The organism is Proteus mirabilis HI4320, assembly GCF_000069965.1.
Lineage (GTDB): Bacteria > Pseudomonadota > Gammaproteobacteria > Enterobacterales > Enterobacteriaceae > Proteus > Proteus mirabilis.
In genome coordinates this window covers 1,888,835-1,904,956 of sequence record NC_010554.1, presented here as the reverse complement: position 1 = coordinate 1,904,956, position 16,122 = coordinate 1,888,835, and the positions used below count along the sequence as shown (strand labels likewise).

13 protein-coding genes are annotated in these 16,122 nt (G+C 39.0%); 5 read left to right on the top strand and 8 right to left on the bottom strand.

Features of this window, described 5'->3' with window-relative positions:
* Nucleotides 1-26: 26 nt before the first annotated feature.
* The 6 genes from PMI_RS08695 to ackA form a co-directional block, all read right to left on the bottom strand.
* Nucleotides 27-2,426 (bottom strand): membrane-bound PQQ-dependent dehydrogenase, glucose/quinate/shikimate family, encoded by a 2,400-nt coding sequence (locus tag PMI_RS08695; RefSeq protein WP_012368106.1) that lies wholly within the window; start codon nt 2,424-2,426, stop codon nt 27-29.
* Nucleotides 2,427-2,656: 230 nt separating this feature from the next.
* Nucleotides 2,657-2,800 (bottom strand): Hok/Gef family protein, encoded by a 144-nt coding sequence (locus PMI_RS19010; protein WP_004247166.1) that lies wholly within the window; start codon nt 2,798-2,800, stop codon nt 2,657-2,659.
* A 396-nt stretch (nt 2,801-3,196) separates the two neighbouring features.
* Entirely contained in the window at nt 3,197-3,340 is a 144-nt protein-coding gene (locus PMI_RS19005; RefSeq protein ID WP_004247166.1) for a Hok/Gef family protein, read from the bottom strand.
* 397 nt (nt 3,341-3,737) lie between these two features.
* Nucleotides 3,738-3,881 carry a Hok/Gef family protein gene (locus PMI_RS19000; RefSeq protein WP_004247166.1) on the bottom strand — a complete coding sequence of 48 codons (144 nt, stop codon included), beginning with the start codon at nt 3,879-3,881 and terminating at the stop codon, nt 3,738-3,740.
* A gap of 338 nt (nt 3,882-4,219) precedes the next feature.
* The gene (gene pta, locus PMI_RS08690; RefSeq protein ID WP_004248391.1) at nt 4,220-6,364 is read right to left on the bottom strand and encodes a phosphate acetyltransferase; all 2,145 of its coding nucleotides are present in this window, start codon (nt 6,362-6,364) and stop codon (nt 4,220-4,222) included.
* A gap of 77 nt (nt 6,365-6,441) precedes the next feature.
* Nucleotides 6,442-7,644, bottom strand: coding sequence for an acetate kinase (ackA, locus tag PMI_RS08685; RefSeq protein ID WP_004243716.1), 1,203 nt, complete (start codon nt 7,642-7,644; stop codon nt 6,442-6,444).
* A 391-nt stretch (nt 7,645-8,035) separates the two neighbouring features.
* Here ackA and yfbV point away from each other — a divergent pair, with 391 nt between their 5' ends.
* From yfbV to PMI_RS08665, 4 genes are all read left to right on the top strand, one after another.
* Complete coding sequence (gene yfbV / locus PMI_RS08680; RefSeq protein ID WP_004243712.1) at nt 8,036-8,491, top strand: terminus macrodomain insulation protein YfbV; 456 nt, start codon at nt 8,036-8,038, stop codon at nt 8,489-8,491.
* Nucleotides 8,492-8,631: 140 nt separating this feature from the next.
* A complete protein-coding gene (locus tag PMI_RS08675; RefSeq protein ID WP_023843594.1) occupies nt 8,632-9,126 on the top strand; it encodes a YfbU family protein in 495 nt (164 codons plus the stop codon).
* 34 nt (nt 9,127-9,160) lie between these two features.
* Nucleotides 9,161-9,823 carry a sugar phosphatase gene (locus tag PMI_RS08670; RefSeq protein ID WP_012368105.1) on the top strand — a complete coding sequence of 221 codons (663 nt, stop codon included), beginning with the start codon at nt 9,161-9,163 and terminating at the stop codon, nt 9,821-9,823.
* 109 nt (nt 9,824-9,932) lie between these two features.
* Nucleotides 9,933-11,762 carry an SLC13 family permease gene (locus PMI_RS08665; RefSeq protein WP_012368104.1) on the top strand — a complete coding sequence of 610 codons (1,830 nt, stop codon included), beginning with the start codon at nt 9,933-9,935 and terminating at the stop codon, nt 11,760-11,762.
* 69 nt (nt 11,763-11,831) lie between these two features.
* On the opposite strand, the gene yfbR is transcribed toward PMI_RS08665, so the two are convergent.
* Together yfbR and PMI_RS08655 are read right to left on the bottom strand one after the other, a co-directional pair.
* Nucleotides 11,832-12,413, bottom strand: a complete 582-nt coding sequence (gene yfbR / locus PMI_RS08660; protein ID WP_012368103.1) for a 5'-deoxynucleotidase — start codon at nt 12,411-12,413, stop codon at nt 11,832-11,834.
* Between the two features lie 132 nt (nt 12,414-12,545).
* Nucleotides 12,546-13,760: a pyridoxal phosphate-dependent aminotransferase gene (locus PMI_RS08655; protein ID WP_012368102.1), complete on the bottom strand. Its 1,215-nt coding sequence runs from the start codon at nt 13,758-13,760 to the stop codon at nt 12,546-12,548.
* An 842-nt stretch (nt 13,761-14,602) separates the two neighbouring features.
* On the opposite strand from PMI_RS08655, the gene hexA reads away from it, so the two are divergent.
* Complete coding sequence (gene hexA / locus PMI_RS08650) at nt 14,603-15,520, top strand: transcriptional regulator HexA (RefSeq protein ID WP_004243703.1); 918 nt, start codon at nt 14,603-14,605, stop codon at nt 15,518-15,520.
* Nucleotides 15,521-16,122 lie beyond the last annotated feature (602 nt).

Below are 16,122 nucleotides of genomic sequence, written 5' to 3'. Positions count from 1 at the left end.
CGCCTGATATTATTGATAATTTAAAGCTATAAATTATCAGGTAACCCATAGGCCACTAAGTTATCGCCCATTTTAGTACCAAATGAACCATGTCCGCCGGCCATAATGACCACATATTGCTTGCCTCCAATAGAGTAGGTCATTGGCGTTGCTTGTCCACCTGCGGGTAATCGTGCTTCCCATAACATTTTGCCATTCGTCACATTAAATGCTCGAATATAATTATCCTGAGAAGCAGCAACAAACATCACATTACCTGCGGTTGAGATAGCGCCTCCTAGCCCAGGAACACCAATTTTTAATGGTGGTAATTCCACTAAATTAGGCAAACTATCCCTAATGGTGCCAAATCGTTGTTGCCAAACAAGCTCATTTTTTGTTAAATCAACACCAGCAACAAGTCCCCAAGGGGGTTGTTTACAAGGTAATCCTAGTGGTGATAAGAATGGATGAATATCAACACTATAAGGTGTTCCCGTCATGGGTTGTAAACCTTGCTCTCCGTGGCCTGCGTCAATTGCTTGACTATCTTGAGGATCTTTTAAATAAAGTTTTGAGATAAAAGGCAAGGTAATAAAGTTCATTACCGCGACTTGTCTATCTTGATTAACAGAAATACCGCCCCATTCAAAAATACCGAGGTTACCAGGAAAAACAAGCGTACCGTTTTCTGATGGTGGTGTATAAATTCCCTCATAATTTAACTGATGGAAAGCGATACGACATAACAGCTGATCTGCCATTGTGCCGCCCCACATATCTGAACCTTGCAACTTATTTTTAGGTGCTAAATTAAGTGCTGAAAAAGGCTGAGTGGGTGAGTAATGCTCACCTTGTGTTTGTGGACCATATTTGACACTGGTAGGAACGGGTTTTTCTGTTACGGGAACAATAGGTGTACCGTCTCTTCTATCAAGAACAAACACATTCCCTGTTTTCGTGACGATATAAATGGCAGGTATTGTTTCATTTTTATCAGTTTTGATATCAACCAGTGATGGTTGCGAAGGTACATCCATATCCCATAAATCATGATGGGTGGTTTGGAAATGCCACAATAGCTCGCCTGTCGACCCTTTTAGTGCTAAAACTGAATTAGCGTAACGCTCTTTTAATGGATGACGATCGCCTCCCCAAATATCGGGTGTACCTACTCCTGTCGGAATATAGACCACATCCGTTTGTGCATCATAAGCTAAAGGCGCCCATGCATTAGGAGAGTTATGAACAAATTGAGTCTCTTTACCTGGCATCGCATTGGGATCTTCTGCGCCAGTATCAAATACCCATATTAATTTTCCGCTATTAACATCATAGCCACGGATCACACCAGAAGGCTCTTGAGTTGATAAGTTATCAGTAACAGAGCCACCTATAATAATAGTATTACCGGTGACGATAGGGGGAGATGTTGGGTTATATCCACCCAAATAAGCATAAGGCATAGAAGCTAACAGATTGATTTCTCCATTCTGACCAAAATCACGGCATGCATTACCCGTTTGCGCATTAACTGCGATTAGGCGGCCATCATTGACTGGAAGAAAGACTTTTTCAGGACATTCATCTGATATGCTTGGTTGGCGAACGTCGAGGCTTTTGGCAAATTCGGCACTATTATTTTGATTATAATAGGCAACCCCTCGGCAAGTCATATGCTGGAAGCTTTTGTTATATTGCAATTTAGAATCAAAACGCCACTTCTCTTTACCTGTTGCGGGATCTAAGCTAATTAAATATTGGTGAGGTGTACATAGAAAGAGATTATCTTCAATTTTTATAGGCGTAACTTCGTTGGTTATCTCAACGGCATCATTAGCTCTTTTTTCATCACCGGTATGAAAAGTCCATTTCTCAACTAACTTATCAACATTATCACTGTTGATTTGAGTTAATGGTGAATAGCGTATTCCGGCTTGCGTTCTGCCATAAGCGGGCCAGTCATTATCATTTACTCCGATAGGAGATATAGAGTTGGTGGGCTGTTGTTGTGTAAATTGACCATTAATGGCATGAGGATCGGTTAGTGAACTACCTAATATAATGATAAGTGTTGTGGCTAATAGTGTGAATAAGCCAATTTTATTGGTACGACAAGTGTAAACATTATTATTGAGTGTGAAAGGAATAAGGAGTAAGCCTAGAATAAAAATAATATCTAAGCGAGGAGCGAGTGCCCAAAAATCAAATCCTGACTCCCAGATACTCCAGACAATCGTTATTAAAAATAGAAAGTTAAAGAGTAATAGGGTGCTTTTCTTTCGACTTAGAAAGCAAGCTGCAATAATAAGAAGCATGACACCGGTAAAGAGATAAAAAGGCGATCCTGCTAATGAAACTAAATACCCTCCGAGTACAGTAAAGTAAAGCGCCAATATTGTGAGTATGATGAATACTATCCATCGATAGAAATGTGATATTTTCATAATGCTATCGTCCTATTCTTTCTTACCATCTTATAAATAGAATAGACAATAATTTATTAGCTCACCTGTTTGTCTCTAACAACCATTACATTAATATGCATTTATGAGAAATTTTAATATAAAACACTAGTATTGAATGTAAGTGATATGAATACTTAAAGTAGGGTGCTTGTGAACACAAGGCGCAACAACGTTGGCGAGAAATTGTGGGGGAAAATTCCCCCACAAAGCTATTTATCGCAAGATAAATTCGCTTGAACTAGGGTGTTACCACTACTGATATTAAAAGAGCACAATCTTTCATGTCTCAGTAGAGTAAAACACAAAACTGTAATACATACAGTAATCAGCCCAATAAGGGCAAGCTTAGTCATTTCTCTTGACACTCCTTGTTAAAGGAGACAGAATCAAGTTGTCTGGACTTGAGACTGCCTCGAATTTTATGTAAATAGAATTCGGGGCTTTCGTCTTTTTGGTCCTTGCAAATGCTTGAACCAAAATGATCCAAGCACCCGCCTGTATACTAACAGAAAATAGCCGTGTGTCTCTGTTTATTTTGCCAAAATAAAGCTAAAAAGATTTATTAAATCAACAGGTTACTTTGTTTTATAAGCGGGGTTTATAATGCGTTGTTTGATTTATGATCTATTTAAAAACGTCCGTGATATATATTGAACGCAAGTGATATGATTGTTTAAAGTAGGGTGCTTGTGAAAACAAGTCGCAACAACGTTGGGCGAGAAATTGTGGGGGAAAATTCCCCCACAAAGCTATTTATCGCAAGATAAATTCGCTTGAACTAGGGTGTTACCACTACTGATATTAAAAGAGCACAATCTTTCATGTCTCAGTAGGGTAAAACACAAAACTGTAATACATACAGTAATCAGCCCAATAAGGGCAAGCTTAGTCATTTCTCTTGACACTCCTTGTTAAAGGAGACAGAATCAAGTTGTTTGGGACTTGAGACTGCCTCGAATTTTATGTAAATAGAATTCGGGGCTTTCGTCTTTTTGGTCCTCGCAAATGCTTGAACCAAAATGATCCAAGCACCCGCCTGTATACTAACAGAAAATAGCCGTGTGTCTCTGTTTATTTTGCCAAAATAAAGCTAAAAAGATTTATTAAATCAATGGGTTATTTTGTTTTATAAGTGGGGTTTATAATGCGTTGTTTGATTTGTGATCTATTTAAAAACGTCCGTGATATATATTGAACGCAAGTGATATGATTGTTTAAAGTAGGGTGCTTGTGAACACAAGGCGCAACAACATTGGGTGAGAAATTGTGGGGGAAAATTCCCCCACAAAGCTATTTATCGCAAGATAAATTCGCTTGAACTAGGGTGTTACCACTGCTGATATTAAAAGAGCATAATCTTTCATGTCTCAGTAGGGTAAAACACAAAACTGTAATACATACAGTAATCAGCCCAATAAGGGCAAGCTTAGTCATTTCTCTTGACACTCCTTGTTAAAGGAGACAGAATCAAGTTGTTGATGGCTTGAGACTGCCTCGAATTTTATGTAAATAGAATTCGGGGCTTTCGTCTTTTTGGTCCTTGCAAATGCTTGAACCAAAATGATCCAAGCACCCGCCTGTATACTAACAGAAAATAGCCGTGTGTCTCTGTTTATTTTGCCAAAATAAAGCTAAAAAGATTTATTAAATCAATGAGTTATTTTGTTTTATAGGTGGGGTTTATAATGTGTTTTTTGATTTATCAACCATTATAAAAAAACGCCAGTGATATGAACTGGCGTTTTTATAATTTATTGAAGTGAATTCAATAATTAGGCATTTTCTTGTTGGCTTGCTTGAATTGCAGTTAATGCAACAGTGTAGACGATATCATCGACTAACGCGCCACGAGAAAGGTCGTTAACAGGTTTACGCATACCTTGTAACATTGGTCCAATGGAAACCAAGTCTGCTGAACGTTGTACTGCTTTATAGGTAGTGTTACCGGTGTTTAGATCAGGGAAGATAAACACAGTTGCTTTACCTGCAACAGGTGAGTTTGGTGCTTTAGATTTAGCAACGTCAGCCATTACAGCCGCATCGTATTGTAAAGGACCATCAATAATCAGATCTGGACGTTTTTCTTGTGCTAAACGAGTTGCTTCTCGCACTTTTTCAACGTCACTGCCAGCACCTGAGTTACCTGTAGAGTAAGAGATCATCGCAACGCGTGGGTCGATACCAAACGCTTTTGCTGAGTCTGCAGATTGAATAGCGATTTCAGCCAGTTGTTCTGCGGTTGGATCTGGGTTAATTGCGCAGTCACCATAAACATAGACTTGTTCTGGTAATAGCATAAAGAACACAGAAGACACTAATGAGCTACCGGGTGCAGTTTTAATTAACTGTAGTGGTGGGCGAATAGTGTTAGCGGTTGTATGAACAGCGCCAGAAACAAGACCATCAACGACGCCTTTTTCTAACATTAAGGTACCGAGAACAACGTTATCTTCTAACTGTTCACGAGCAACAACTTCTGTCATACCTTTGTTTTTACGCAGTTCAACTAAGCGAGGTACATAAATTTCACGTACTTCTTTAGGATTGATGAGTTCAATACCTGTACCTAATTCAACACCTTGTGCTGCAGCAACACGACGAATTTCTTCAGGATCACCTAACAGTACACAGGTTGCGATACCACGTTCAGCACAAATAGACGCGGCTTTAACGGTACGAGGTTCATCACCTTCAGGTAATACGATGCGTTTTTTCGCCTTACGAGCTAATTCCGTTAATTGATAACGGAATGCTGGTGGTGATAAACGATTAGGACGTTCAGAGTTTGCTGTCAGTGAATCAATCCATTGGTTATTGATATGTTGAGCAACATAGTTCTGAATTTTTTCGATACGCTCATGGTCATCTGCTGGCACTTCTAAGCTAAAGCTTTGCAGATTTAATGAAGTCTGCCAAGTGTTTGAATTAACCATAAAGATAGGTAGACCAGTTTCAAATGCACGCTCACACAATTGTTTAATTGGTGCATCGATTTGGTAACCACCTGTGAGTAAGATAGCACCGATTTCAACGCCATTCATTGCAGCAAGACATGCTGAAACTAAAACATCTGGGCGATCGGCAGAAGTGACAAGCAATGAACCTGGGCGGAAATGCTCTAACATATGTGGAATACTACGAGCACAGAAAGTCACAGACTTAATACGACGAGTTTCAATATCACCCTTATTGATGATAGTCGCATTTAAGTGTTTTGCCATATCTGTAGCACGAGTAGCGATTAAATCGAAGTTCCATGGAATGCAACCCAATAAAGGAAGTGGGCTATTTTTTTCGATGGTATTTAAATCGACATTAGAGATAATCGCTTTGCTTGAGTCATCAAAAATTTCTGATAAATCAGGGCGAGTACGACCTTGATCATCCACAGGGGCATTTAATTTATTAACAATCACACCTGTGATATTTTGATTTTTTACACCACCAAATTCAGCACGAGCAAATTCAATGCGCTCTTTTAACTGCTCAGCGGTGTTGTTGCCTAATGCAGTAACGAAAACAATTTCAGCACCTAATGTTTTGGCAATCTCATAGTTTAAAGATTGTGCAAAAGGGTGCTTACGCATTGGCACTAAGCCTTCTATCAGTACAACTTCTGCATCAGCAGTATTTTCGTGATATCTAGCAACAATTTCTTCCATCAGAACATCTTTTTTATTGGAGCTGAGTAATGACTCAACGTAATCCATATTTAAAGGTTCTGCGGATTGAATTGTGGAGTGAGAGCGGATAATCGCAGTGGTTTGATCTAATGCGCCTTTAACACGAGGCTGTGCGATAGGTTTGAATACACTAAGGCGAACGCCTTTTTGTTCCATAGAACGGATTACACCCAAGCTGACGCTGGTTAAACCTACGCGTGTATCAGTTGGGACTAGCATAATTGTACGGGACACGGAAACCTCTTTAAATATCGGTTGCTCGTTATGTGAAACAGTACTGCCAGCATAACACTGGCAGTACATCAAAAAACTTAAGCGGTCAGGCGGCTAGCATCCTGAGCGATAACTAACTCTTCGTTAGTTGGGATAACAACAGCAAGACGGCTGTTATCGGTAGTGATGGTGCCTGATTTACCGAAACGTGCATCTAAGTTACGCTGATGATCAACTTCAAAACCTAATAGAGCGAGTTTTTTCAGTGATAATTCACGAACCATTGCTGCATTTTCACCGATACCACCAGTGAAGATAATGGCATCTAAACGACCTTCCATCAGTGCACAATAAGAACCGATGTATTTCGCTAAGCGATGGCAGTAAACGTCCATTGCACGTTTAGCATCAGCTTTTGTTTCGTAGTTATCTTCAACATAACGGCAGTCACTAGTAACTTCCGTTAAACCTAATAAACCAGATTCTTTAGTGAGCAGTTTATTAATATCTTCAACGCTCATACCTAAAGTATCATGTAAATGGAACACGATAGCAGGATCGATATCACCACTACGAGTACCCATGACTAAACCTTCTAATGGTGTTAAACCCATAGAAGTATCAACACATTTACCGTTAACAATAGCAGAAACAGAACCACCATTACCTAAATGGCAAGTGATTACGTTCAGTTCATCAACAGGTTTATTTAACATTTTAGCTGCTTCACGGGAAACAAAGAAATGGCTAGTTCCGTGAGCACCGTAACGGCGGATGCTGTGATCTTTATATAAGCTGTATGGCAGAGCATACAGATAAGCTTCTTCTGGCATTGTTTGGTGGAATGCAGTGTCAAATACTGCCACCATTTTATTAATTAAATGAGGGAAGGCTTTACGCGCTTCTTCAATACCAATAAGGTGAGCTGGGTTATGTAATGGGGCAAATGGAATAGCCGCCTCAATACCTTTGATGACTTCGTCAGTAATGACGACAGATTTAGTAAATTTCTCGCCACCGTGAACAATACGATGACCAATTGCTGCGATTTGTTGTGAAAGTTCTGGTTTTTCAGCCAGAATAGTATTAACAATAAAGTTTAATGCTTCGCTGTGGGCAGCACCAGCGCCTAAAGCCGCTTCATGTTTCTGACCATCCATTTTCCACTTCAGGCGGGCTTCAGGAAGGTTGAAGCACTCAGCCAAGCCTGAAAGGAATTCTTCACCATTTTCTGGGTTAATAATTGCAAACTTAAGAGAAGAACTACCGCAGTTCAGTACCAGCACCAGCTTACTTGACATGGAATTACCTATTTATCTTGTTGTCGTAGTGTCTTTTATATTATAAAGACGATGGTTAATAAAACGTCACTCATAAAAGCCTATCGCATTACTATGATGACATTAATGATACGCATCATGCTTAGGGTAAAAAACTTGATGCTAATTATAGTTGCCAATCATCAATTGGACGATTTTTATTCACCCCAAAGTTTTTGCCCGAAAATCGGCGAAAAGGGTTGAAAATCACGCCGGCAAACAAAATATAGCGCTTTATTGCCACAAACCTTTAGAATGAGCACAGGATACAGAGTAAAGGCAACAAAGACAAAATATACTTAATTCTACTAAAAGATTTTTATTCTTTATAGATGTTTTTTAAAAGTTATAGAAAAAATTGATTGAGGTCATTATGAACGAACCGACAGTGACTCCCCCAGGTTTCTTCAAAAAGTTACGCCTAGGGAACGAGTATCTAAAAACCTGGCCGGTTGAGAAGCAATTAGCCCCAGTTTTTCCTGAAAATAGAATGATAAAAGCAACGCGTTTTGGCATACGTTATATGCCTCCTATCGCTATTTTTACATTAACCTGGCAAATTGCATTAGGTGGCGATTTGGGGCCGGCGATCACTACTGCACTTTTTGCCTGTAGCCTGCCAATGCAAGGATTATGGTGGTTAGGAAAACGCGCTGCAACGCCATTACCCGCGGTGTTACTCAATTGGTTTTATGAAATTCGTGAAAAATTTGAGCAAGCGGGTATTGCATTAGCCCCAGTAGAAAAGACGCCAACCTATCTCTCATTAGCGCATTTGCTTAAACGTGCTTTTAAGCAACTTGATCGCTCTTTTCTTGATGATGTGTAGAACATTTGTTCTACCTTCTTCATGGGTTATTTAATGGATTAAAATTACCCCTGTTTAGATCAAAAAACGTGTTGTTAGCACTACTCAAGTGTTTTGATTAATGCCATGCTCTCTCCAATAATTTCTTTGGAGAATTAATGATGGAAATGACACACGCACAACGCTTGATCCTCTCTAATCAATATAAAATGATGACCATGATGGATCCTGATAACGCTGAACGTTATCGTCGCTATCAGACAATTATTGAACGTGGTTATGGATTACAATTACGTGAATTAGACCGCGATTTTGATGAGATGTCAGAAGAGACCTGCCGAACCATTATTAACATCATGGAAATGTACCATGCATTGCAAGTTTCTCGAGAAAATTTAAAATCACCAGAAATGCCGGATGCTCGTCGAGTGGCATTTATGGGCTTTGATGCAGCAACAGAATCTCGTTATCTTAGCTATGTACGCTTTATGGTCAATACTGAAGGGCGATATACGCATTTTGATAGTGGTAGTCATGGTTTTAACTCTCAAACTCCTATGTGGGAGAAATACCAAAGAATGCTGGCTGTTTGGTTAGCCTGTCCACGTCAATATCACCTAAGCAGTGTTGAGATCCAACAAATACTGAATGCGTAATTATTAACGCATCACGATAAGGTAGGCATAAAATATGACAATCACCTGTAAAGGCTTTCTTTTTGATTTAGATGGTACATTAGTGGATTCATTGCCTGTTGTTGAATACTGTTGGGCACTATTTGGTGAGCGAGTAGGGGTATCAACACAAGAAATTAATAACTATATCCATGGAAAGCCGGCCATTGAGTCGATTCGCCATTTTATGCCTAATGCTACGCAAGCACAGATTGAAGAGACTTTTCGTTGGCTAGAAAAGTTAGAAGCGACACAAACAGAAGGATTAGCCCCTCTTCCGGGGGCTATCGAACTCATTAATCGCTTAAACGACTTAGCGATCCCTTGGGCAATTGTCACCTCAGGCACAGTACCAATTGCCTCTACTCGTCAGTCAGTTACAGGTATTCCTGAGCCTAAACATTGGGTGACGGCAGAATGTATCACTCAAGGGAAACCCAACCCTGAGCCTTATCTTTTAGGGGCAAAAAAATTAGGCTTGGCTCCCGAAGAGTGTGTGGTTTTTGAAGATGCTGCTGCAGGTATTTATTCTGGTTTAGATGCCGGGTGTCAGGTTATTGCCGTACATGCTCCGATTTCCCTTCCTCGTCGTAATGAAATTGATTTAATCATTGATTCATTAAATGATTTACAAATTGACAAAGAAAATCAGCAAGTCGTTATTAAGCATAAATGTTAATCATTTATTTGATCATATAACGAGATTTATATTGGTAAAAATGGTCTACTTATCAATGCAGTGAATTGACGTATTAATCTGTTTTCACTTATTGCTGATCGAGGCCATTTTGAATAGCGAATTATTATGGGTTTTAAGCCTGCTATTGATAGCTATTGTCCTTTTTACGACCAACAAAATCCGCATGGATGTGGTCGCTTTACTTGTCATCGTCGCTTTTGTTCTTAGCGGCACACTCTCATTAAATGAAGCCACGGTAGGATTTAGCGATCCGAACGTATTACTGATTGCGGCCCTTTTTGTTATTGGGGAAGGATTAGTAAGAACAGGTGTGGCATATCAAATGGGAGATTGGCTAGTACGAGTTGCGGGTAGTAGTGAAGTAAAAATGCTGGTGCTATTAATGATCTGTGTTGCAAGTTTAGGGGCTTTTATGAGCTCGACAGGGGTGGTGGCTATTTTTATTCCTGTGGTGCTCAGTGTGGCGGCACGGATGAAAACTTCTCCCAGTCGATTAATGATGCCTCTTGGCTTTGCGGGGTTAATTAGTGGTTTAATGACCCTAGTTGCGACACCGCCTAATATGGTGGTTAATAGTGAATTAGTTAGGGAAGGGCTACCCAGTTTTCAGTTTTTCTCTATTACCCCAATAGGGATCGCTGTATTAGTTGCGGGTGTGTTATATATGCTGGTGGTACGTCGTTGGTTAGGTTCAAGTGAAGGGGGTAAGCAAAAAGAGGTTTATCGTCGTACTTTTCGTGATCTTATCCGTGATTACCAATTAGCAGGGCGTGCACGTCGCTTAGCCATACGTAAAGGTTCACCACTGATTGGTCACTCTCTAGATGAATTACATTTACGCTCTCGCTATGGAGCAAACGTTGTCGGTATTGAACGCTGGAGGCGTTTTCGGCGTGTTATGGTCAGTGCGACAGGAGGCACTGAATTAAGAGAGCGAGATGTCCTATTAGTGGATATGTCAGCAAGTGAGGTAGATTTACGAGAGTTCTGTCGTGAACAAATGTTAGAGCCGATGGTGTTACGTGGAGAGTATTTTTCTGAGCAATCTCGTGATGTGGGATTAGCAGAAGTCTCTATGAACCCTGACTCAGAATTATTAGGAAAATCATTAAGAGAAATCAAATTCCGTACACGTTATGGGCTAAACGTTGTGGCTATTCGCCGTGAAGGGAGTGCTTTACCGGGGAAAATTGTTGATGAGCCATTACGTCTGGGAGATGTGTTACTGGTTATTGGTGATTGGAAATTAATTCGTATACTTTCGACAAAACCGCGTAATTTTATTGTATTAAATTTAGCGGCTGAAATTGATACTGTTGCACCGGCCTCATCGCAAGCACCACATGCACTTTTTTCATTAGCATTAATGGTTGCATTAATGGTGACCAATGAAGTACCTAACTTTATTGCCGCGTTAATTGCTTGCTTATTGATGGGAAAATTTCGCTGTATAGATATGGAAAGTGCTTATCGTTCTATTCATTGGCCAAGTATTATCTTGATTGTCGGGATGATGCCTTTTGCGGCTGCATTGCAAAAAACTGGGGGCATCGAGCTTATCGTTAATGGACTTATGGATGTAGCAGGGAATGCAGGGCCACAGGTTATGTTAGTCTGTTTATTTGTACTTTGTGCCACTATTGGTTTATTTATCTCTAATACGGCAACGGCGGTGTTAATGGCACCGATTGCAATAGCAGCAGCTCATCAAATGAATGTCTCTCCGTTACCTTTTGCAATGGTTATTGGTGTTGCTGCATCGGCGGCGTTTATGACACCTGTATCATCCCCGGTTAATACCCTGATCCTTGAGCCTGGTGGTTATAAATTTGCTGATTTTATTAAAATAGGGGTGCCTTTTACCATCATTGTGATGTTGATTAGCGTTTTCTTAATACCGCTATTATTCCCATTTTAATCGGTTATCTTTTGCAAAAACGCCGTTTAGTTTCATTTATTATAAACGGCTAAACGGCGTTTTTGCTACTTATTCACTGATCTCATCTAGGGATAAACTAAAGCCTGGTACAAACACTTGCATAAAATAGTCCATCTCAGGGCTATGTCTTTCTGCTAACGTTTTTTCTAAACGATTTTTGGCCAAATTAAATTCGCTATTACCCGCAGCTAACTCTTCAAGGCATTTTAAATAGGCACATAAACTATCAGCTTGTTTGACAATAAACGTTTCTTCCTCACTATGTAATTGCTCATCGATAAGAGGGCGAAAATCTTCTTGTAACTCTTCGGGTAACATTTCAATCAATTTTTGCTGAGCATATTTTTCTATTTTTTTATATTCATGAGCAATTTGTGGATTGTGGTATTTAATAGGAGTTGGCATATCACCGGTGATAACCTCACTGGCATCATGATACATTGCTTGTAGTGCAATACGCTCGGCGTTGACATTGCCATCAAATTTACGATTTTTAATCACCGCTAATGCATGGGCAACAAAAGCCACTTGTAAACTATGCTCAGAGACATTTTCTTGGCGAATATTACGCATCAGAGGCCAGCGTGTAATTAGCTTTAAACGAGAAAGGTGGGCAAAAAAGTAACTCATAATATCTCCCAATAGCGTGATTGAAGAGATTATTGTGAGTGGATAGACACTAGATGTAAACGGTGATCAGAAAGAAAATAAAAAACGCAATATAACCTCAGTGATATTGCGTTTTATCTTTATTAATAATAACTATTGATGGTAGCCGACAATAAAACGACCGAATTTTTGAATCGCCATCTCTAAATCATTCTCACGAGGGAGTGTCACAATACGGAAATGATCAGGGTGAGGCCAGTTAAATGCAGTACCTTGCACTAATAAGACTTTTTCTTGTAATAGTAAATCGAGGATCATTTTTTGGTCATCTTTAATACTATAACGATTTAAGTCTATTTTAGGGAACATATACAACGCTCCCATTGGTTTAACGCAAGAAACCCCTGGAATTTGATTGATAAGCTCCCATGCGCGGTTGCGTTGCTCGTATAAACGGCCTCCGGGTAGAATAAATTCACTGATACTTTGATAGCCACCCAATGCCGTTTGGATCGCGTGTTGCATCGGCACGTTGGCACATAAGCGCATAGATGCCAGCATATTTAAGCCTTCAATATAGCCTTTTGCTTGTTTTTTCGGGCCATTAAGTACCATCCAACCTTGGCGGAATCCTGCAACACGATAGGTTTTCGATAAACCGTTAAAGGTAACAGTTAATAAATCAGGTGCCATTGCGGCGATAGAGTGATGTTGGGCATCATCATAAAGAATTTTGTCATAAATTTCGTCAGCAAAAATAATCAAATTGTGTTGACGGGCAATTTCAACAATTTCCAGCAAAATCTCTTTGCTATATACCGTGCCGGTTGGATTGTTAGGGTTTATAATCACAATACCGCGCGTTCTGGGGGAGATTTTACGACGGATATCATCTAAATCAGGAAACCAACCTTGTTGCTCATCACACATGTAATGAACAGCATTACCCCCAGAAAGAGAAACTGCAGCGGTCCATAATGGGTAATCAGGCGCTGGAACTAGCATTTCATCGCCATCATTTAATAATGCTTGCATAGCTTGTACGATAAGCTCTGAAACACCGTTACCAATATAGATATCTTCAACAGTTACATCACGCATATCACGGGCTTGGTAATGTTGCATGATGGCTTTACGTGCTGAAAAAAGCCCTTTAGAGTCGCTATAGCCTTGAGAGCTAGGTAGGTTACGAATAACATCTACTAAGATTTCATCTGGCGCTTCAAAACCGAAAGGTGCTGGGTTACCAATATTGAGTTTTAATACTTTATTACCTTCTTCTTCCAGACGTTTTGCTTCTTGCAAAACCGGTCCTCGAATGTCATAACAAACATGGTCGAGTTTACTTGATTTTTTTATTTGATTCATAGCACGTTTACCTAATCGGGTATGACTTTATCTACATAGCGACATTTATATTTCTCATACACATCTCGGGAAGATATAAATGAAAAGGCTGTCCCAGCAAATTAACTGTTCTATCACTCTACTCTTACACTACAAACTTTTGAAGATGCTAGATAATTTTTGGTGTAAAAGGTCAGTTTATTCTAAAGAACTTATTTTGATGACTGAAAGTATCACTTAATCTGGTGGTATGTTCTTACTTTGAATAAAAATCAAAAACATTATGCTGGTGAAGAGAGGGTTTTTAGTGCGTTTTTTAACAATAACCAGATGTGAGAGGGACGTTGATAAGATGTTGCATAATCAATTATTGAATAATTTTATCGGATTTGTATTATCTTACTTAATATATTAAATTTTCAAATAATATGGTTAAATCTATTTTTATTCATATCAATCAAATAGTTTTTATATAAATTAAATTGAAATCTTAAATATATTTTATAAGGGTGGATACTTAAAATAGCATACACAGTTAAGGTAATTTAAATTATTTTAAAAATGTTAAAATTTATGTATTCCTAGAGAGCATTGTATGATCTACATCTAACTTGTAATGATGGTATACAGTTCTTTCTTGTAGATCCTTAGAATGATAATAAAATTTAATTTGTTACAAAAAAATGCAGTTGCTTGCGAACTAGGAGGTGTAAACGACAACAAACAAATGTAAAGTATTCAGTATGTCTTTGCTCTCTTTTTCAGAGTAAGGTACTGTCTGAATCGGAAGTCCAATTTAGACTTTTGATAAAAAACACCAGGTATATGTAATTTAAAAATCAAAAATAAGTGAAGAATAAACAATGATTAATGCAAATCGTCCGATAATGAATCTCGACCTCGATCTGCTTAGAACGTTTGTTGCTGTAGCAGATTTGAATACTTTTGCAGCCGCTGCGGCCGCTGTATGTCGAACTCAATCTGCAGTCAGTCAGCAGATGCAACGTTTAGAGCAATTAGTCGGCAGAGAACTCTTTGCCCGTCATGGTCGTAATAAACTGTTAACAGAGCATGGCTTACAATTATTAGGCTATGCACGTCAAATTCTCCGTGCTAATGATGATGCAACTGCTTCATTAACATATAGCGATGCTGAAGGTGAGTTACGTATTGGTGCATCTGATGATTCCGTCGATACACTACTACCATTTTTGTTAAATCGTATTGCATCAGTATATCCACGTTTAGCGGTTGATGTGCGTATTAAGCGTTCTCAATTTATTGAGACTATGCTTGATAACCACGAAATCGACTTAGCATTAACTACTGCACGTATTGGACATCATCCACGCACAGCGTTACGTACAGCGCCTGTTTTGTGGCATTGTGCCCCTGATTTCCAATTACAAATGAATGAGCCTATTCCTTTAGTGGTCATGGACGAAACTAACCCATTCCGTCAGTTGGCAACAAATACACTAGATGACGCAGGTATTCAATGGCGTATTGCGTATGAAGCGGCTTCTTTATCTGCGGTTCGTGCTGCTGTAAATGCCGAAGTGGGGATCACAGCTCGTCCATTAGAAATGCAAAATGCTGATTTACGTATATTAGGCGAAAGTGAAGGGTTACCTCGTTTGCCTGAGACTCAGTACTGGTTATATCGTAATTTTGATGAGCAAAACGAAGCTGTATTAACGGTATTCAATGCCATCGAAAATAAGAAAACGCCTTATACTGTCACTTCAGTTGAAGAAGCGCATTCTTTAGATTTAGAGTAAGGCGCAGAGTGATATTGTTATCATGATTATTTGGATAACCCATATTAACGGTTAAAAATAGTCAAACGAAACAATAAAGTGATATATCACAATCAACGGAAACAGGTGCTATAAACGCATTTGTTTCCGTTTTTTTATGCTTTATTTTTAAATAGTCACATTGGTTTAATATTTATAGAGATTAATGTATATCACAGTGTGATCCACCTCTCTTTTCCCGCTCAGTCGCTTTGTTAAAAAATTGTATGCAGTTGTGATGGGTTACACGCTTGTAGAAATTGTTAACAAATAAAAGGTTTGTCTAGGTTTTCAGGGAATAAATAGTCAAATGAAAACGGATATTTGACCTTCTCCACATTATTGGAAAGTTAATTTGTTAAAATTTGGATAAAATTTAAACTGATTATGTATTTTTTCGACTATTTTGTGAGTTTGATCAAAAAAATAAGGCACATTTGCCTATATAGAGTCAGGTTTTTCCTGAGATACTGGTGTAGTAAAATCGAATTATCGGTTAGACTAAGCGTGTTAGCAGAAAATTTGTAGGTTGACTGACACGTTTTAGCATTGGCCAGTAATTGGGTGTTAAAAATGAGTGTTAA